The 18,573-nt window shown below is 41.5% G+C and carries 13 protein-coding genes and 3 pseudogenes; 11 read left to right on the top strand and 5 right to left on the bottom strand.

What is annotated here, in order from left to right:
• Positions 1-200 precede the first annotated feature (200 nt).
• Positions 201-2,642: pseudogene (locus tag NSTCB13_RS29490) on the top strand (nSTAND1 domain-containing NTPase); the annotation flags it as partial.
• Positions 2,524-3,003 carry a pentapeptide repeat-containing protein gene (locus tag NSTCB13_RS29485; protein ID WP_448275036.1) on the top strand — a complete coding sequence of 160 codons (480 nt, stop codon included), beginning with the start codon at positions 2,524-2,526 and terminating at the stop codon, positions 3,001-3,003. The pseudogene NSTCB13_RS29490 and the gene NSTCB13_RS29485, both read left to right, overlap by 119 nt.
• A 163-nt stretch (positions 3,004-3,166) precedes the next feature.
• On the opposite strand, the gene NSTCB13_RS29480 is transcribed toward NSTCB13_RS29485, so the two are convergent.
• Positions 3,167-3,298, bottom strand: a complete 132-nt coding sequence (locus NSTCB13_RS29480; RefSeq protein ID WP_448274697.1) for a hypothetical protein — start codon at positions 3,296-3,298, stop codon at positions 3,167-3,169.
• 198 nt (positions 3,299-3,496) lie between these two features.
• Between NSTCB13_RS29480 and NSTCB13_RS29475 the strand changes: the two genes are divergently transcribed.
• The 4 genes from NSTCB13_RS29475 to NSTCB13_RS29460 all read left to right on the top strand — a co-directional run bounded on the left by NSTCB13_RS29475 (position 3,497) and on the right by NSTCB13_RS29460 (position 5,102).
• The gene (locus tag NSTCB13_RS29475) at positions 3,497-4,075 is read left to right on the top strand and encodes a Uma2 family endonuclease (RefSeq protein ID WP_448266242.1); all 579 of its coding nucleotides are present in this window, start codon (positions 3,497-3,499) and stop codon (positions 4,073-4,075) included.
• 42 nt (positions 4,076-4,117) lie between these two features.
• Positions 4,118-4,306: an element excision factor XisH family protein gene (locus NSTCB13_RS29470; protein ID WP_448274696.1), complete on the top strand. Its 189-nt coding sequence runs from the start codon at positions 4,118-4,120 to the stop codon at positions 4,304-4,306.
• The gene (locus tag NSTCB13_RS29465) at positions 4,294-4,635 is read left to right on the top strand and encodes a XisI protein (RefSeq protein ID WP_448274695.1); all 342 of its coding nucleotides are present in this window, start codon (positions 4,294-4,296) and stop codon (positions 4,633-4,635) included. Before NSTCB13_RS29470 ends, NSTCB13_RS29465 begins: the two co-directional genes overlap by 13 nt.
• 77 nt (positions 4,636-4,712) lie before the next feature.
• On the top strand, positions 4,713-5,102 hold the full coding sequence (locus NSTCB13_RS29460) for a hypothetical protein (RefSeq protein WP_448274694.1): 390 nt from the start codon (positions 4,713-4,715) through the stop codon (positions 5,100-5,102).
• Positions 5,103-5,526: 424 nt separating this feature from the next.
• Here NSTCB13_RS29460 and NSTCB13_RS29455 read toward each other — a convergent pair whose 3' ends face one another.
• A complete protein-coding gene (locus tag NSTCB13_RS29455) occupies positions 5,527-6,516 on the bottom strand; it encodes a DUF6745 domain-containing protein (protein WP_448274693.1) in 990 nt (329 codons plus the stop codon).
• Between the two features lie 119 nt (positions 6,517-6,635).
• Here NSTCB13_RS29455 and NSTCB13_RS29450 point away from each other — a divergent pair.
• Positions 6,636-7,091 (top strand): annotated as a pseudogene (locus tag NSTCB13_RS29450) (Uma2 family endonuclease); the annotation flags it as partial.
• A gap of 194 nt (positions 7,092-7,285) precedes the next feature.
• On the opposite strand, the gene NSTCB13_RS29445 reads toward NSTCB13_RS29450, so the two are convergent.
• The 3 genes from NSTCB13_RS29445 to NSTCB13_RS29435 form a co-directional block, all read right to left on the bottom strand.
• Positions 7,286-8,782, bottom strand: a complete 1,497-nt coding sequence (locus tag NSTCB13_RS29445; RefSeq protein ID WP_448274692.1) for an aldehyde dehydrogenase family protein — start codon at positions 8,780-8,782, stop codon at positions 7,286-7,288.
• Between the two features lie 109 nt (positions 8,783-8,891).
• The gene (locus NSTCB13_RS29440; RefSeq protein WP_448274691.1) at positions 8,892-9,614 is read right to left on the bottom strand and encodes a cyclase family protein; all 723 of its coding nucleotides are present in this window, start codon (positions 9,612-9,614) and stop codon (positions 8,892-8,894) included.
• A 632-nt stretch (positions 9,615-10,246) separates the two neighbouring features.
• Positions 10,247-13,111 (bottom strand): PAS domain S-box protein, encoded by a 2,865-nt coding sequence (locus NSTCB13_RS29435; RefSeq protein ID WP_448274690.1) that lies wholly within the window; start codon positions 13,109-13,111, stop codon positions 10,247-10,249.
• 360 nt (positions 13,112-13,471) lie between these two features.
• On the opposite strand from NSTCB13_RS29435, the pseudogene NSTCB13_RS29430 reads away from it, so the two are divergent.
• The 4 genes and pseudogenes from NSTCB13_RS29430 to NSTCB13_RS29415 form a co-directional block, all read left to right on the top strand.
• A pseudogene (locus NSTCB13_RS29430) lies at positions 13,472-13,795 on the top strand (IS4 family transposase); the annotation flags it as partial.
• 352 nt (positions 13,796-14,147) lie between these two features.
• Positions 14,148-14,315 carry a hypothetical protein gene (locus NSTCB13_RS29425; protein ID WP_448274689.1) on the top strand — a complete coding sequence of 56 codons (168 nt, stop codon included), beginning with the start codon at positions 14,148-14,150 and terminating at the stop codon, positions 14,313-14,315.
• Positions 14,278-15,066, top strand: a complete 789-nt coding sequence (locus NSTCB13_RS29420) for an exosortase-dependent surface protein XDP2 (protein ID WP_448274688.1) — start codon at positions 14,278-14,280, stop codon at positions 15,064-15,066. Before NSTCB13_RS29425 ends, NSTCB13_RS29420 begins: the two co-directional genes overlap by 38 nt.
• Positions 15,067-16,028: 962 nt before the next feature.
• Complete coding sequence (locus NSTCB13_RS29415; protein WP_448266232.1) at positions 16,029-18,569, top strand: proteasome protein; 2,541 nt, start codon at positions 16,029-16,031, stop codon at positions 18,567-18,569.
• Positions 18,570-18,573 lie beyond the last annotated feature (4 nt).

The raw sequence follows: 18,573 nt of genomic DNA, 5'->3' as shown, positions 1-18,573 counted from the left end.
AAAAGGAGAGAGACTTTGAATTTCCCCCTTCCCGCATCGGGAAGGGGGTTAGGGGGTTAGGTTTTTCGTGGACTTTTTCACATAACGTGAAAAGTCAGGGTAGCACAGCTGTGCTACCTTACACATTTTTACGGAAAATGCGGTAAATTTCTTGTAGAAGCTGGAAATAATGCAACTAAACTATCATAAAGCTTGCTGATATGAGTCGAGACGCTTTGGTGGTGGGAATTAATACGTATGACCGCTTAAAGAGTCTTAATGCTCCTGCTGCCGATGGTGAAGCGATCGCTCAAATCTTACAACAATATGGGGAGTTTCGGGTAACGCGGCTACCAGCAGTCAAAGACAAGGAAAATGAGACGATTCGCATTGGTAAGCAAACTAAAGTTAGTTTAACTCAGTTAGAAAGAGCGATCGTCCAATTATTTAAGCCAGATGGAAAGCCGCCAGATACAGCGCTGCTGTATTTTTCTGGTCATGGTTTGCGGAAAAATCTAGGGATTCAGGAAGGCTTTTTAGCGACAAGTGAAGTCAACCCCGATGCGGGTAATTGGGGATTATCTTTGCAATGGCTGCGGCGACTGCTGCAAGAAAGTGAAGTAAGACAACAAATTGTGATTTTGGATTGCTGCTATAGCGGAGAAGTGCTAAATTTTGCAGAGGCAGATCCAGGCGATCGCGGTAAAGGCAGAGACAGGTGTTTTATTGCGGCTTCTCGTGATTTTGAGGTAGCTTTTGAAGAGATTAACAGCCAACACAGCGTTCTCACCGCCGCACTGCTTCAAGGTTTGGAACCAAAACAAGACCGTTGGGTGAGTAACTACACTTTAGTAGATTCGCTCAATCAACAATATCATCCCTTTCCCCAGCGTCCCATTTTTGCTAACTCTGGTGAAGCAATTAATTTCACCCGCAAATGGGATTCCTCTGTTGTTAATTCCACAGTAGAAATATCAGCTATTTGTCCCTATAAAGGGTTGTCTTATTTTGATTGTACAGAAGCAGATGCCAAATTATTTTATGGCAGAACAGCGTTAACTGATGAATTATTAGAAAAAGTGCGATCGGGTAATTTCCTCGCTGTGTTGGGAGCATCAGGAAGTGGCAAATCTAGTGTTGTGAGAGCGGGTTTACTTTATCAATTAAAGTTAGGACGCAGGTTATCAGGTAGCGATACTTGGCAGTTGAAAATATTTCGACCAGGGATTAACCCCTTACAAAATTTAGCACTGGCATTTGTAGAATCAGAATTATCAGATATTGACCGAGCCTCACAATTAGCAAAAGCAGAAGAATTAATTGCCAAAGGCGCAGTTGGTTTAGGACAGTTGATTACTGCTGCACAAACTCAGCGCGTAGTGCTAGTGGTAGACCAGTTTGAAGAAGCTTTTACTCAATGTCAAGACATTATAAAACGACAGCAGTTTTTTGAATGTGTGCTAGGTGCTTTGCAACGGGATGACAACAAACTCTGCCTAATAATTACAATGCGGGCTGATTTTTTTGGTAAATGTTTGGAACAAGAGTATGGCGGACTTGCTAAGAAAATTCAAGACCATTTAGTAACGGTAACACCGATGATTCGGGAGGAATTAGAAACAGCAATTATCAAACCGGCTGAACAGGTGAACTTAGCAGTAGAACCGGAATTAGTTTCTCAAATGATTGCAGATGTAGAAGATTCACCGGGGAGTTTACCGTTGTTGCAGTACACGCTAACAGAACTATGGCAGCAAAGAACTGAAGAACGGTTAACCCTGACTACGTATAGCAAACTAGGTGGAGTCAGAGGAACCCTGCAAACACGCGCTACAGAAGTTTATGAGTCATTATCACTTGAGGAACAGCAAGCAACAAAACGGATTTTTTTAGAATTGACGCAGTTGGGAGAAGGAACAGAAGATACCCGTAGACAAGTTTTGCAACGAGATTTAGTTAGTTCACAGCATCCAGAAGCTGCGATTAATAGAATAATTCAACGGTTAGCTGATGAGAAGCTAGTTGTCACCAGTACCTTATCTAATCAAATTGCTGTGGTAGATGTGGCACATGAAGTGCTGATTCGCCATTGGTTGCTATTACGCAAATGGATTGAGGAAAGTCGGGACATACTGCGACAAAAACGGAAAATTGAAGCTGCGGCTGTTGAATGGCGAGATAGAGCAAAGGCGAAAGATTATCTCCTTCAGGGGAAACGGTTAAGAGAGGTAGAAGATTTTCACAAGCAACAAACTGAGAACTTAAGATTATCTGACTTAGCTATTGAGTTTATTCAAGCAAGTGTCAGACAAAGACGGAATAATCGCTTTAGAACCGTTGGGTTTTTCTTAATTATTCCGCTGGTTGCGTCAGTAGTTCTGGGTATTGTAATTGAGAAACAGATTAGGATAAACCAACTTTGGCAGCAAGTCGATGCTGTTAAGGGAAAAGAGTATAGTCGAGTAAGAATTCAAGCACTGGAAAAGCTGGTACAAGCTGGTGAGAGTCTAGCTAGTAAAGATTTCAGCAGTGTCAACCTCAGCGATGCCAACCTCAGCCGTGCCAACCTCAACGGTGCCAACCTCAGCCGTGCCAACCTCAACGGTGCCAACCTCAGCCGTGCCAACCTCAGCCGTGCCAACCTCAACGGTGCCAACCTCAGCCGTGCCGGCCTCAGCCGTGCCTACCTCAAAAGTGCCCTCATCTTTGCCATCTTTGGCGACCTCAGGGGTGCCGACCCTCAGGGGTGCCGACCTCAGGGGTGCCGACCTCATCAATGCCGACCTCATCCTTGCCGACCTCAGAGATGCCGACCTCAGCAGTGCCGACCTCAACAGTGCCGACCTCAGCAATGCCAACCTCAGCAATGCCAACCTCATCAATGCCGACCTCTTCCTTGCCGACCTTAGGAATGCCAAAAACCTGACTCCTGAGCAAGTTAAATCTGCTAAAAATTGGGATAAGGCAAAATACGAAGACGATTTTCGTGTCAAGCTTGGTTTACCACCTGAACCTGCTAAGTAAATACTTTGAGTTCGTTTTTACTTCTACCCAATCCTGCAATGCAACTTTTTGCAAACTTTTTCTACATTATTATTCGACTAAAAGTAGTTGTTTTGCGGCCTTCTTTGCGTCTATGGGCAAAACAAAAAGATTTATTTGTCAGAGCGAGTAAAGCTCACAAGACTTAGAGATTGCTTTGGTGGCAATGAGTTTTTATAATTAAGCGATCGCACCAAACAAAGACAAACCCTACATCTAGTTTGAAAAAATGGTGTTCAAGAGCGATCGCAACACTCAAAGATTGTTTTGTTGGCAATGAGTTTTTATAATTAAGCGATCGCACCAAACAAAGACAAACCCTGCATCTAGTCTGAAAAAATGGTGTTCAAGAGCGATGCCTGGGTTGGGCTACGCCTACGCTTGACTCTGAAATTCATTGCTAAGATGTCTTGATACAATTAGTTTGTGGTAAAAAGCTTCATTAAATTTTGATGTCATCCCCAATATAGTTACTATGACAGCGATCGCCATCAACTTAAACCCCATCATCCAACTCACCGACAATCAATTTTATCAGTTGTGTCGTGAAAACCCTGAAATCAAATTTGAACGCAATGCAAGGGGAGAACTTCTAATCATGCCACCCACAGGCGGAGAGACTGGAAATCGTAATATTGAAATTGCGGCAGATTTTGTGATTTGGAATCGTCAAACTCAACTAGGAATTTGCTTCGATTCTTCCACTTGCTTTAAATTGCCTAATGGTGCAAACCGTTCTCCTGATGTCGCTTGGATTAGAAAAGAACGATGGGATACACTTACACCTGAAGAGCAAGAAAAGTTTCCACCTATTGCACCAGACTTCGTTTTAGAGTTAATGTCAGCCAGCGATTCTTTGAAAGAAACCCAAGAGAAAATGCAGGAATATATCGATAACGGGGTTAAATTAGGTTGGTTAATTAATTCAAAATTACGTCAGGTAGAAATCTACCGTCTTGGTCAACCAGTGGAAATATTAGAACATCCAAAAGAATTATTAGGTGAAGATATTTTACCAGGATTTACTTTAAATTTAGCAATAATCTGGAGATAAATATTAATTTATGACAGCATCAAAAAGCGATGCCTGCGGTATTTGCTAGCCAACGCAACACTCAAAGATTGCATTGAATATTCCGAGCAAGAATTATATTTGGCGATAGGAGAAGTAATTTATGAAGATTTCTTCCAAAAAGTTGCAATTCAACTAATTTTGGCAAAGTATCAAGTTTATTTATTAGTTATTAATATGAAGAAAGAGGAGATTGTGAAATGGATAAGTTAACTCAATACCAAAATCTAATCAAGCAAATATTAACAGAGTATCAAAGAATATCTTCACAAGTAACTATTGTTGATGTGGATGAAGTATTAATGTTTGATGATGAAAGAAGTCAATATTTGTGGTTCAATATTGGTTGGAAACAAGGGAAAAGAGTTAAAGGAATTTCTGTCTATATTCGCATTAAAAATGAAAAAATTTACATCGAAGAAGATTTGACTGAAGAAGGAATGGCAACTGAGTTAATGCGTTTAGATGTTCCTGCAAGCGATATTGTCTTGGCTTTTCAGCCTCCCGAAGTGAGGAAATATACTGAGTTTGCAACAGTTTAAAGATTATTTTCTCCTACTAGCGCGGCTGAAAGCGGTTTATTAAAGCATCTAGTTTGAAAAAATGCCATCAAAGAGCGATGCCTGCGGTATTTGCTAGCCAACGCAACACTCAGAGATTGCTTTGTTGGCAACGAGTTTTTATAATTAGGCGATCGCAGCAAACAAAAACCAACCCCGAAGTCACTCCCGTCAACTCTGTAGTGACTTTCGTCAACTCTGTAGTCACTCCCGTCAACTCTGTAGTGGCTTTCGTCAACTCTGTAGTCACTCCCGTCAACCCTGTAGTGGCTTTCGTCAACTCTGTAGTCACTCCCGTCAACCCTGTAGTGACTTTCGTCAACCCTGTAGTCACTCCCGTCAAGTCTGTAGTCACTCCCGTCAACCCTGTAGTCACTCCCGTCAACCCTGTAGTGACTTTCGTCAACCCTGTAGTCACTCCCGTCAACTCTGCATCTAATCTAACGTGAGTTCGATGAACCTCTCCCCAACCCCTCTCCGAGGCGGAGAGGGGCAGAAATATTTTTAGTTGACAATGAAAAAATTAGGGTTTCAAAGCCTCTCGAAGAGTGGGGGAGAGGAATGGAAGTGGGGTTTTTAGAGCCGTCGAACTCACGTTAATCTGAAAAAATGCCATCAAACAGCGATGCCTGCGGTATTTGCTAGCCAACGCTTGACTCGGAAATTTGACAGTCGCTACTAGCGCGGCTGAAAGCACCCAAGAATTAGTAATAACTTGCGAGACCAAATTGAAAATAATGATAATTGCCTAAGTATTGCCAGTGTTTGAGAAATGGTAATCAAACACAGTATTGGCATCAGCTTTAATTTAAATTTTTCTGAGTTTGTCAAACAACAAATAATTATGAAATAGCTTATTCTTACTCATGATTCCTAAGTTTTGCGTTGGTTTACCCAGCGTGCCGCCTCAATAGCAGATGTGAACCGCATAGACACTCTAAAAACCTGCACTTCTCCCGTATTTGGATTTATTACTTTAAGGAACTGCTTAGGCTGGACATTAATTCCTTCAACGACACGTAACAACTTGTATTCTTCCCAAGAGTCAATTTCGACTGCCTTCATTTTTTCAAATATCTTTGTCCAGGCGAGATCGTCGAGTTGACGCTTGCGTTGTAGGGTTATTTTACCGTGATGTGCATTCAGGCTATACCCATCTGTAAAGGCTACGGCAGATGTATTTTCACCGTGGAGATGGTTGTTGCTATCAATATTAATTGTGGTGCAATGGTTGGAAATAATCGCGATATTTTGAAAGAAGAAAGTCCAGCCGCAATTTTTAACAAAATCTTCTAAAATGAATAGTTGGTTTTCAAATTGCTGGTAGTTGAAACTCTGAATACAAAAGTCAAAATAACTGCATCCTGCAATTAAAATTTCCGGTTTCCGACAAGAAGAGAATATATTTTTAATCAACTGGCTATTGCGTTTACCAAAATGTTCCTCTAAAACATCTCCCCATTGTATTTCTAACTGTTCTTGGAGTAATTTGGCATATTCTTTTGCTAGATGATTGTCAAACAAAGAATGTAAATTTGTTTGTAAATCAACGGGTAATCGCGTGAGCAAATATGATTGCAACTTACTGTAGATTTTACTCCAGTGGTAACTATCTATAGCATCACCCAGAATTGTCTGAGATTCGACTTTGAGCAAATTCCAGATGTACTCGAACCCAGCGTTAGGGCTATCAACGATAATTATTTCAGGTTCAGTGAGTTCGAGTGCAGTATATATTGCTCGAACTGCATCCGTAGCCTGTTGTTGGTTGATGGGTTCGGTAGATAGTCCAATGTGTTGCCATTTTTCTCGACATCGGGATATGAATGCACGTTGTTCTGGTGTCAGGTAGTCGGCGGACATAGCAGGTATGCGAAATAGTGGCTATCTTGTATTAAAGCAGATTATTTGATTTGGTTAATGAATCGAAAAGTGCTGTATGTATACAATCCCTTAGACTGCCTACCTTCATCGGCGGAATTACCAGACGTTCTAGTTACGTTTTCTGGGAAGAAGAAGGGATTGTGCCCATTTTAGCTTTAGAGGTGGTTTCTCAAACCTACAATAGCGAATATGAACAAAAGAAAATAGATTATGCCCAATTAGGCATTTTATATTACGTCATTTATGCACCAACGCGGCTACGTCGTAAGCGTCAACGTTTAGAAGTTTATCGCTTAGTTGAAGGTAAGTATACTTTACAACTCGGCGATCGAATTTGGATGCCAGAAATTGGTTTAGGGATTGGACGAGAACAGGGTACTTATCAAGGAAGAACACGAGAATGGCTATTTTGGTATGACCAAGATGGTAATAGATACCAAACTCCAGAAGAGATAAACGCACAACAGCAACAACAGCTAGAACAAACTCAGCAGCAGTTTCAAGAACTTTTAACCAAATTACAACAACAAGGAATTGACCCAAATTTACTATAGACCCTCTTGCAAAAATATATTTTTGCACTCTCAGGGTAAAGGGAAAAGGGTAAAGGGAAAGGATTTTGAGTTTCTTTACCCTTTTCCCCTTCACCTTTACCCCGACAAATGCCAAGAAGTCTTATGAAATATCCTTGGCTTAAACTTTCCCACAGCCAGAGGTAGTTAATTATTTGAGGTGTATTTGCAAACAATTAACTACGATTATCTATCTGAGCGCGTTGCAAACTTCCAGAGAAGTCAACATAAACACTTTTCCACTCTGTGAAAACATCCATTGCAGTAGTTCCAGCTTCGCGGTGTCCGTTACCGGTTTGTTTCACACCACCAAAAGGTAAGTGTACCTCTGCACCAATAGTCGGGCCGTTAATATAGGTGATACCTGCTTCAATGTCGCGCATGGCAGTAAAAGCCCGATTGATATCGCGCGTATAAACTGAAGAAGAAAGACCATAATTGCTATCGTTGAGAATTGCGATCGCATCCTCAAAGGAGCTAACCTCAATTAATGCCACCACTGGCCCAAATATCTCTTCACGAGCAACTCGCATATCAGGAGTTACATCATCCAAAATAGTTGGTTGAAAGAAGTAACCGTTTTTTAATGAGCCTTCACTAGCGATTTCCCCACCAATTAAAACCTTTGCTCCTTCCTCACGAGCGATATCCAAATACTTCCTCACCTGTTTGAGTTGCTTTTCATTGACTATCGGGCCAATATCTGTATCAGAGTCAGTGCCAGCACCCAAGCGTAACTTACTGGTACGCTCATAAAGCATAGCGGTAAATTTTTCCTTGATATCACGATGCAAAATCAGCCGACTAGTAGCCGTACACCGTTGCCCAGTTGTGCCAAACGCTCCCCACACTGCCCCATCGAGAGCAAGTTCTAAATCGGCATCTTCCATCACCACTTGAGCATTTTTACCACCCATTTCCAAACAGACACGCTTGTGAGTGCGTCCGCAAGTCGCGCCGACAAAAGCACCCGTTTCTGAAGAACCAGTAAAGGATACTAAATCAACATTGGGATGCTCAACTAAAGCTTTCCCCGCCTCTTCTCCCACACCATGCACCAAGTTAATTACTCCTGGTGGTAAACCTGCTTGTTGAAAAATCTCAATCAATTTAGTTGCACAGGCGGAGGTATCTTCGGCAGGTTTGAGAATAACTGTATTGCCACATACCAAGGCTGGCATAGCTTTCCAGCAAGGAATTGCCACCGGGAAATTCCAGGGAGTAATTAAGGCACAGACTCCGATGGGCATCCGTACAGTCATGGCAAATTTATTGGACATTTCCGAAGGTGTGGTTTGCCCAAATAGTCGCCGTCCTTCGCCAGCACTGTAAAAGGCGCAGTCAATACCTTCTTGGACATCTCCCCTAGCTTCCGTCAAGGGTTTACCCATTTCCCGACTGATTAATTGGGCAAGTTCTTCTTTATGCTGGAGTAATATTTCCCCAACGCGAAAAATGTATTCTGCCCTCGCTGGGGCCGGAACTTTGCGCCAACTGCGGTAGGCTTGACGGGCGGCGGCTACCGCTGTATCTACATCCTGAACTTGAGAACGGGGAAATGTGGCTACGACTTCGGTTTTGTCAGCAGGGTTGCGACTTTCTAGGGTTGCTTCTCCTACAGCACTCAACCATTGACCGTCTATATAATTACGGCAAGATAGCGGAGTTGTCATTTGGAAAATCTCCGATGATCCACTGAAACTTGTGTATTAAGTTTGCTTGCTTTCTAGGTTATCCTCAAGTTTAGGAAATTGGCGCGATCGGTAAATATCGATATAAAAATTAAGGCACGAACGCCAACACCCCGACAGGAGAACCAGAACCACCACGTAATCTTAGAGGTGCGATCGCTAGAGTAGTACCTTTCGGTGGCAGTTGATCCAAATTTGTTAGATTCTCCAACACAATGCGCGGTTGTTCTAAAACTAGGCGGTTAATCGCAAAACTGTTATCCTGTCCGGGGTCTACACCATGAGTATCAATTCCTACCCCAACTATTTGCCGTTCATCAAGCAAAAATTGAGTGGCATCGCTGCCAAATCCCGGAAAGTGGGGAATCCCTTGAGCATCATGATTGAGGAATGCACTTTTATCCGACCACTTTTTTTGCCAACCAGTATTCAATATAACTACACAACCAGGAGAAATTTCACCGTATTCTTTTTCCCAAGCTAAAACATCAGCAATAGTCAAAGCATAATCAGGATTAACTGCTGTGGCTTGGCAAACGTTTATAACTACCGCAGGTACAACTAAAGACTGGGCTGGATATTGGTCAATTCCCACAGCAGAACTATGAAAACTATTAGGGGCGTTGATATGGGTAGCGCTATGTTCCCCCAAGGAGAAACGCCGCAAGTAATAACCATCATTATTGAGTTCAGCCACAGTTTCAAATTCTACTGTGGGATCTCCAGACCATTGGGGAATATCTATGTCAATTACATGACTTAGGTGGATAACGCGTGTATAGGTGATACTATTTTGACTTTGGGGTTGTATCATCCCAGCCTTCTATTTTATTTGTACTCAGAGATTTTTCTGTTCGGTGCGTAGTGGCGTGGCAAGGCTAAAATAGTGCATAAAATTTAGCTCTTGTGGGGTGGGCATCTTGCCCGCCCGGACGGGTAAGGACACCCGTCCCACAAGAAAATTTATTGCAACATTTAAGGCTTGCCACGCCAGTAGGTGCAGTTCATTATGTACATTAGACCTCTTGCAAAAATATGTTTTTGCACTCTTAGGGAAAAGGTTTTGGTTAAAGGGAAAGGATTTTGAGTTTCTTTACCCTTTTACGCTTGCCCTTTACCCCGACAAATGCCAAGAAGTCTATTGTCTGGATTGGCTATGCCTACGCAAAGATAGTACTACCATTACAACGTTTTTCAAACCTAATTTCCTATATTAGAATAAATAATCCCCTCAATTCCTGTAAATTTTAGGTTATTGAGGGGGTTAAAATGTTGCAGCAAAAAGTGAGTTGATCTTAGTTAACAACTATTAGGTTAAGCTTTGATTAAGTTTAGATTAAGATTACACATATCGAGAAATTAAATATGCGTTATCCAGAACCCTTCTAGAGACGTAACAGTGCTACATCTCTACATTTTTTCACTTTTATCTCTATTGCGTGATATCTAGGTTGAGGGTTCTTGCTTTAGTGGAATCATTACAACAAACTCGGCTCCTTCTCCTGGTGCTGAAATACAATGGATCTTTCCACCGTGTTTTTGGACTACAATTTGGTAGCTAATTGATAATCCCATACCTGTACCTTTACCCACAGGTTTTGTCGTGAAGAAGGGATCAAATAGGCGTTTGCGTACTTCCTCACTCATCCCAGGGCCATTGTCAGCAATGCTAATGATTACATAGTCTTTTTGGATGAGGCTGCGAATATGAATTTGTGGCAAAGTCATTTGTTCAGTGTTGTTTGCTAATGACATAGGCGCAACTCTTGGAGACGCTACACAAACGCCTTTTTGCGGGGTATGACTATTGATATAGGCGCTTCGCCTTCCCACAGAGTATGACTCTTCTAAAGCATCGATCGCATTTGTCAACACATTCATAAACACCTGATTCATCTGTCCGGCGTGACAGACTACTGGTGGTAGATTGCCGTAGTCTCGAATTACTTGGATTTCGGGATGTCCTGGTTTGGCTTTGAGGCGATTTTGCAATAGCAGTAAAGTGCTATCCATCCCTTCATGAATATCCACTGCTTTTGTACCATCTTCATCAAGGCGAGAAAAATTGCGTAAAGATAGGACAATCTGCCGAATGCGTTCGGCTCCCATCTTCATCGACTCCAGAATTTTGGGTAAATCTTGCTTGAGAAATTCCAAATCAATGGTATTAATTTGTCGATCGATCTCTGGTGTTGGTGGGCAGTAGCTTTGTTGATAAAGTTCTACTAAGTGCAGCAAATCCTTAGTATATTCACTGGCGTGGCTAATATTGCCGTAGATGAAATTGACGGGATTATTGATTTCGTGGGCAATACCTGCAACCAATTGTCCTAAACTGGACATTTTTTCAGTTTGAATTAGTTGCGTTTGAGTTTGTTGAAGTTCTAGCAGTGCTGCTTCTAGTTGCTGGGCTTTGTCTTGGGCAGTTTGGGCGGTAATGCGACTTTGGTTGTAAAGTTTAGCTTGGTCAATGGCGATCGCTAGTTGAACTGTAACTGCTTGTAGTAATTCTACTTCGTTGTTCAGCCAAGGACGAAAGCCACTACAATAACCACAGCTAAATGCACCAATTTCACCAGATTGGGTGTGTACAGGCAGCGCCATAAAAGCAGTAAAACCAAAATCCTGCAAAAATTGCTCTGCTATGGAATCGCCCACAGTCTCAGTATCATCAACGCGGATGATTTCTCCGTTCAAGGTTTTGGCTGCAATTAGTTTGATTTCGGCATGAGTTGCTTCTTGTTGGTTAAGTAGACACGGTAAAAAGGAACTTTTCGCCTCATAGACTCTTTCCCAGTATGGTACATCAGCGTCTTGCCGATACCAAAAGAAGACGCAGCGATCGATCTGGAATAAGTTGCGAATCTCCTGCACTGCGGTTTCCACAATGTAATTGAGATCCAAAGAAGCTCGAATTTGGCTAGAAAGACGATTGAGGAGTGCTTCTCGTTGGGCGCTTTCTCTGAGTGCAATTTCTGCTTCTTTACGGTCAGTGGTGTCATAGCAAATACCAACGAAGTACAAAATATTGCCATTAGCGTCTTTAATAGCAGATGAGTTGCTTGTATGCCATCGCCAATTACCATTTTTGTGTTGGACTCGATATTCGATTGGTTTTTGTTTTTCGCTTGTTGTCAAAATTCTTTGAAAATAATCGACACAAATATGCACATCGTCAGGATGTATAAAAGGAATAAAAGATTTGCCTTCAACCTCTGCAATTTCATGCCCAAAGATTTCAGTCCAATTAGGAGAAACGTAGGAAAATATCCCTTCAAGTGTCAGCGCAAAAATAACGTTGTTGGCATTTTCTACAATGCTGCGGAACTTGGCATCACTTTCTATTAAAGCTGCTTGGATGTTGTCGCTGGTGTCGCGAACAAGAACTATAATTTGCTGGTCTGGTAATGGTAATAACCTAGCTGCAAAATTCTTGTTTTCTCCTGGTTGCGGTAAGGTATATTCAAAACTGACTTCATATTGAGTTTCAAGTACTTGATTTATTGCTTGATGGAAGCGATCGCCTACAGCAGTCGGTAAGCATTCGTGCAAACTCTTGCCCTGACAATCTTCTGGTGAAATATACAGACTCTCCATCAACCCTTGCTTGTAATCCAGAATACTTCCAGCAGCATCAATGCGAAAGTAGGAATCAGGAAGTACTTGCAAAATCGCGGCAAATTCTGAGGTTTTTTGGCGTAACTCTGCTTCAATTGCTTGGCGTTTGCTAATTTCGGCTTGCAGTTGCTCTAATGCTTTTGCTAATTCTGTTGCTCGTTCTTCTTCAGTAATTTTACGTAGGTAACGAGAGGAATTTGTCGATAGCGAGCAGCTTTCTGTTAGGGAAGGTTGACCGATCCCGATCGGCACTTCTGTTAGATCGATACAATAACCGATGTAACCGACAAAGCTACCATCTGCCGCAAATCGTGGCGCGGCTGTATCTAAAATCCAGCGATATTCACCATCAGCTCGACGCAGGCGATATTGCCTCTGGAAGGAATCATACGTCACAAATGCTCTCAGGTATATATCTTCACATCGCTGTCTATCTTCTGGATGGACGCTGCCAGTCCAAATATTGCCTATTTCCTCTGCTCGCGCAGATGCAGACGCGGCTTTTGTGAGATGTGTTCCAGTAAATTTCAGCCAATTAGAATTGAAGTAACAGTAAAGTGCATTACATCGAGACATCCAAATCATCAGAGGAGCAATATCCGCCTGCTGGCAGAATCCTTTTTCATCCTGTTGTATCTCTTCCTCTTCAACTATGATTTGCTTAACGTAGCTCTGCACCTTTTTAGAAAACACTTTTGCCTGCCTGCTCTGCCTAAATTATTAAGGTAATGTGCTGAAAATACAATTTCTTAATACATGGATATAATCTTGTTTATGCCAACCTGCTAACGATCTTAATACTTTATTTATTTTTCTATATGCAGTAATTCCTCTTTTAGTGTAAATAAATTGAAAAAATGCTGAAGTTATCATTAAGATTAACTTCAGCATTTTGTGTGAAATTTAAACTATATATATCAGAGAGCTTGTTTTACTTTGTTTCTTTTTTGAAGTACTGAGAAATTCATCTTAGCTATGTAATTGCATTGCTGAAAAACCTGATTTAGCTTCACTAAAACTATATGATTCTCTGCAAGGCATTTACGCTTCTAAATCAAGTTTGATTTTAGAGATACCAAGCAGTTCTGGGGATTAGAAAACTTTATGAACCTCAGTCAAACTGCGGTGACTAATGCTGCTAAAACACGCATTTTTTATGACCAGCTTATCCCATCATCAACTCTTAGATTTTCGTCAACACAATCCCGACTCCGGCATTATCGATCTTAAGGCTTTCTATGGTGGTTTTCGATATGTCCGTGAAATTTCAAAAATGCTTCCTGAAATGCCCGATCCTATTTTATTAACCCAGATTTTGCCAAAATTACTTCTTTAGGACGTATTCATTCCGTTTCTACGGGCGTTGAATTCTTGTAAATTGGCTAAGGTATTGTATCTAATAACAGCATTTTGGCTGAAAGGATCGCCCACACAAAAGTTATAAAAACTTTTTTAACTAATTGACACAGACAAAAAGCTATGGGATAGTTCTACTAAACTACGGTAAACCGACCAAGATTTAGTAGTAAATAATCATAAATCTGATTAAAGACTTTCAAAAACTGAAGGGTTAATTGTCCGAAGTGTAAAAAAGTCTGATAATTCGCTTTTTGCAGAAGCGGGGGTGAGGTTGCACAAATTTGAGACTGTGCGACTAATTTGTTCTGTCTAGTAACCTATCTGATTCACTCAGGTAAGTTTTTTGGTGTCTATCAAGGTGAAAATACAAATGACAAATATCTTTGCAAAGACAATAGCGATCGCAACAAGTGCTGCTTTTATATCAGTGGCTTCCCTAATACTAACAGTACCTGCTCATGCTCAGACAGCACCATTCACCCAATTTTCGTTTAAAACTAATGTCACAGCTACTCCGACTAACGACCCCTACATCTAGTTTACTCAACGATCCCACAAGGGATATCCGGTTGGATTCAGTAGAATTTAGTGGAAGAACGATTAGTAGCTTTGAAGTTGTCACCAAAGCAAAGATTCTCCGAAATGATACATACATTCTTCCAGATGGAAATGTATTCGGTGTACTGAATTCAGGAAGAGGCCCTAATACTCCTGATGACACCCTGCTTTTTGAAGGCCCCTCAAAACCAAATCCAACTGCTCAAGACATTGTTGACAGTTTGGGAAACTTAAATCTAAATAGCATTCTGGTGACGCGAGAAAATGCAGATACAGACAGCATTGAAGTCTCCTTCGCCAATCCCGTGAATACCTTCCTCTTTTGGGAGCGTGGTGGAACAGCAGGTGGTTCAGTTGCAGGCGATAGCGATTTATTGGTGGAAGCTTTGGGTGAAAATAATGAAGTTATAGCGACTTACAAAATTTTGAGGCAAAACTACAGCAAAGCCGACTATAACATCAGTACTCAGGTCTTCCCCATCCTTAACAATGGGCCTTTCAATATTGGCTCTATAGGCATTAGTTTAAATGGAATCACTACTCAAACACTGCGATTAACTAGCTCTAACAATAATGGGCTTATTCCTGGTATTCCTAACGACAATGGGCCAGATTTCAAAGTTATAGCCGCAACGGTTAAAGTTGTTCCCGAATCCTCTACTATTATGGGCGCACTGTTAATGGGTGGTTTAGGGATCATCTTCAAGCGTAAGAGAACAGTTATGAGCTGATATAACAAGCAGTTTTTAAACTGTTAGCCAAAATAACATAACTCCAAAGACCTCTATCACTTAGTACAACTAAGGAGAGGTCTTATTATTTGGTAAAAATCTATACCTGTTAGTCTCCCAATGAGTAGACCTCTTGGCACTTGTGCTTTTTGCACTCTTGGGGAAAAGGTTTTGGTGAAAGGGGAAGGGGACTTTTGCAGAACCTTTTCCCCCTTCCCCTTTTCCCGACAAATGCCAAGAAGTCTAGTGTTTGCTAGACATTAGTTTTGGATTTGAGCAAGAGTCAGAATAACCACTTGATTGAATCCCCAGATTATTTTATTTTTGCCAAATTGGGATGCTCCCAAGTCCTGGCGACTAGAAATCGCGGCTACACGAAACTTTACCCACCTCCATTGGTTTAAAAATTTTTGCTTAGGCGGATTTGGCTTGTGTAGTAGTGAATTATATTCTAATACCCTTGGGTTAGCACCAAAAACCTTGTATAGGACTCCTATTTGATTGCGTGAAAAAAACTCAGTACACATTTATTCCTTCTTCCCTATTCCCTGTTCCCTCTTCCCTATTCCCTGCCTACGCAAATAATTTCTTTGAATCAAAGCGGATTCCTATATATAAAGGACTTACGTAAAAATTGTCTAAAACTCTTATGCCTTAAATCATGTGTATAAAAGGGTTGAATACCCACATATTTACTAAGCGGTCTTCAATAATTTAGTGGTATAAAAGCCAACTTCACTCATTCGCGAACCTTGATTTTGAAGAATGTATTCTTTTTTATTTTTCCTAACAAAATCCAATGTTTCAAAATTGTCTTGACTATGCAAAATGCTTCATCCCAAAATCACAAATTAAATGAGAGAAATGCTAAATGTGATATCAACTGGTTGTAACAATGCCTGGTAATCGCATTTTATATGTTATAAAGCTCACAGAAATTAATGTTAGGCGGAAACTACTTTATGGAACCAGATAAACTGGGCCGTTTTAAGGAGTACGGCGAATTCATTCTCCGAAAGATAGATTCTGTGCCCCAGTACCCTTCTAAACAAGAAGATTGGGTTCCAGCTAGTCTTGATGACTGTCTTCTGCGTTTGCGATCGGCTGCCCAGAAAACTGTAGGCCTGGCAACTTCGCCTGTCAAAATTGGTGTGATGGGAGAATTTAGTAGTGGAAAAACCTTACTTTTAGGCAGTCTAATTGGATATGCAGATGCTTTACCAGTCAGTGAAAACCCCACTACAGGTAATGTTACCGCCATACATATTATTCCGCAAGACGATTTTACAACGACGCAATTAAGCAACTTTACGGTAGAGTATCTTTCCCATGAGGGAGTACACGAGTGTCTCCGCTTCATGCTAGGGGAAGCCAATAAACGAACCACAGCAGCAGGGCTTCCTCCGATACCAGTATCGAAACTCAACTCTGGCACAGATATTATTGGCTGGTGTGAAGAAGCATGGAATAGCAGTAACAATTTAGAGTTGCGTTATTTACTCCGGGAGTTGGTATTATTCCTGCGGGCTTATCAAGCTTATGGGGAAGTTATGTGTGGTGGGCACTACCAAATTGATGCGGTGACTGCCCGCGAGGGGCTACAGCTAGTCGAGCAGCCAATGGCAATCCAAACTCTGAAATTCGAGGATCTACCCCCAGCGCACATCAGATTACCGAGTCCACCCCAGAGGCTACCAACAAAGTTATTGCAAAACAGTTTCCCACTGATCCGCCGCGTCGATATTGATGTGAAAATCTCACGGGAAATTTGGGATTTTGCAGATGCAGCTAAATTTATTCTCATCGACTTTCCGGGATTGGGGGCTGCTAATTCTGGGGCTAGGGATACCTTTTTGTCATTGCGGGAATTGGCAGAAGTACAGACAATTTTGGTATTGCTAAATGGTAAATCTCCCGGAAGCGATCGCGCCAATAAAATCTTCACCATGATGCAGCAGCAGCGACCGGGACAAGACCTGAAAGATTTAATTCTCGTTGGTGTGGGTCGTTTCGATCAACTCCCTCTAGATAGCGAGGGTGGCGAAAGAGAACTTGACCATCTGATTGAAGATAGCCATTTAGAAGAGGAAACGGTTCTCCAAAAACTCAAAGTTCTGCAAACTACCATTGACGGTGCAGCAGCATTTACAACCCAAAAAGACCGCATCGTTTTACTGTCGCCACTATTGGGATTAGCTGAATTGGCAAAACGTTCTAGTAAAGTCAAAGCTGGTTCGCCAGACTTTTTAGCTAACTTGGACTATCCTGATTACCTAGACAGGTCTAAACGGCTACAAGAGAAATGGGAGCTATTAAGTAAAAATTTGATAGAATCTAACACTCGTAGCTATTTGGGCAGACAATTGGGTTACTTTAGTCAAGATGGCGGACTTAGTAAGCTGCGGGAATTGATTCAAACTCACGTAGCTACTCATGGTCTGAAGCAACTGTATGAAGATACCAAAAGAGCTGCTGATGTGGTAAGTCAGCAACAAGATCGCTTGAAAGACATCATAGATGAAATTCACGAGCAAGGTATCCCCACAGGCGATAGTCCCGCTTTTATCGAATTGCGTTTTTTGATCGAAAGCTTAGATAAAATCTACAGAAATTTTCAAAAAGATATCGGGAAAGAACCACTCAAAGATCGGCGCGGTGTTGTTGTCAGCGATGTAGTGAAAGACGAACTCACCTTTAGAATCCTCAATTGGAACCAGTGGACTTTACTCTTCAACAAAGCCAATAATGGAGCGATCGCTCTGGCAGAATCTAAAGGTGCAGCTGGGAAATTATTCGATCGGGGAAACCGCGTAAATACTTCCCTTCCGACTAAGAGCGATGATTTTTATCCAGTATTTGAGAAAACCGTTAAAGAAGTAGAAGATTTTGCCCGCGATCGCATCCAGCAAGCCGTGGTAGATTTGTTGAACCAATTATCAAATTATATAGCCCCAGAACGCGAACAATTACAGGCATTTTTCCACCCAGAAATGGAACAAGAAATTGAAGAAAAATTTGGTTTTGAAGATGCCGATCTCTTTTACAAATTATTACTAGGATGCGATCCTAACGAATGGAAAGAAGCAATCGTCTCGGAAATCAGTAGTAAAGATAAAACTGTTGCGCCCGAAATTATCTTTCCCTTAGCACGTCAAGACGATAAACACAATGTTGGTCAAATCTTTGATTGGGCACCAGAGAAAAGCCAAGGTTTACCCAGATCGAGCAATCACCAACTTTTAGTACTGCGACTGCGAGATGAAATTACAGCTAGCGCCAGCCTCCATCTTGTGCAGTATGTTAGCGAAGTTAATCAGCAAATTAATGCCGAACTAGAAGGTATTTTGGATCAAATTATTCCTAGTTTGCAAAACCTTTCCAAAAAAGAAAATTTGCTAAGATATTTGGCGGCTGGAGAATTACCATCTGAAATCCAAATTCCGACTTGGTTGCAGATTATTTCCGAACTTGCTGCTGTTTCTTATTTAGATGATTTGAGATGACGCG

Source organism: Nostoc sp. DSM 114160 (genome assembly GCF_053470305.1).
Note: the sequence above shows the minus strand (reverse complement) of the source record. Positions and strands in the feature narration are given on the sequence as shown.

What these genes read in the sequence shown, in the direction of transcription:
- NSTCB13_RS29485 (WP_448275036.1), top strand. Translation starts at nt 2,524, where the DNA reads ATGCCAACCTCAGCCGTGCCAACCTCAACGGTGCCAACCTCAGCCGTG.
- NSTCB13_RS29475 (WP_448266242.1), top strand. Translation starts at nt 3,497, where the DNA reads ATGACAGCGATCGCCATCAACTTAAACCCCATCATCCAACTCACCGAC.
- NSTCB13_RS29465 (WP_448274695.1), top strand. Translation starts at nt 4,294, where the DNA reads ATGGATAAGTTAACTCAATACCAAAATCTAATCAAGCAAATATTAACA.
- NSTCB13_RS29460 (WP_448274694.1), top strand. Translation starts at nt 4,713, where the DNA reads ATGCCTGCGGTATTTGCTAGCCAACGCAACACTCAGAGATTGCTTTGT.
- NSTCB13_RS29455 (WP_448274693.1), bottom strand. Translation starts at nt 6,516, where the DNA reads ATGTCCGCCGACTACCTGACACCAGAACAACGTGCATTCATATCCCGA.
- NSTCB13_RS29445 (WP_448274692.1), bottom strand. Translation starts at nt 8,782, where the DNA reads ATGACAACTCCGCTATCTTGCCGTAATTATATAGACGGTCAATGGTTG.
- NSTCB13_RS29440 (WP_448274691.1), bottom strand. Translation starts at nt 9,614, where the DNA reads ATGATACAACCCCAAAGTCAAAATAGTATCACCTATACACGCGTTATC.
- NSTCB13_RS29425 (WP_448274689.1), top strand. Translation starts at nt 14,148, where the DNA reads ATGACAAATATCTTTGCAAAGACAATAGCGATCGCAACAAGTGCTGCT.
- NSTCB13_RS29420 (WP_448274688.1), top strand. Translation starts at nt 14,278, where the DNA reads ATGTCACAGCTACTCCGACTAACGACCCCTACATCTAGTTTACTCAAC.
- NSTCB13_RS29415 (WP_448266232.1), top strand. Translation starts at nt 16,029, where the DNA reads ATGGAACCAGATAAACTGGGCCGTTTTAAGGAGTACGGCGAATTCATT.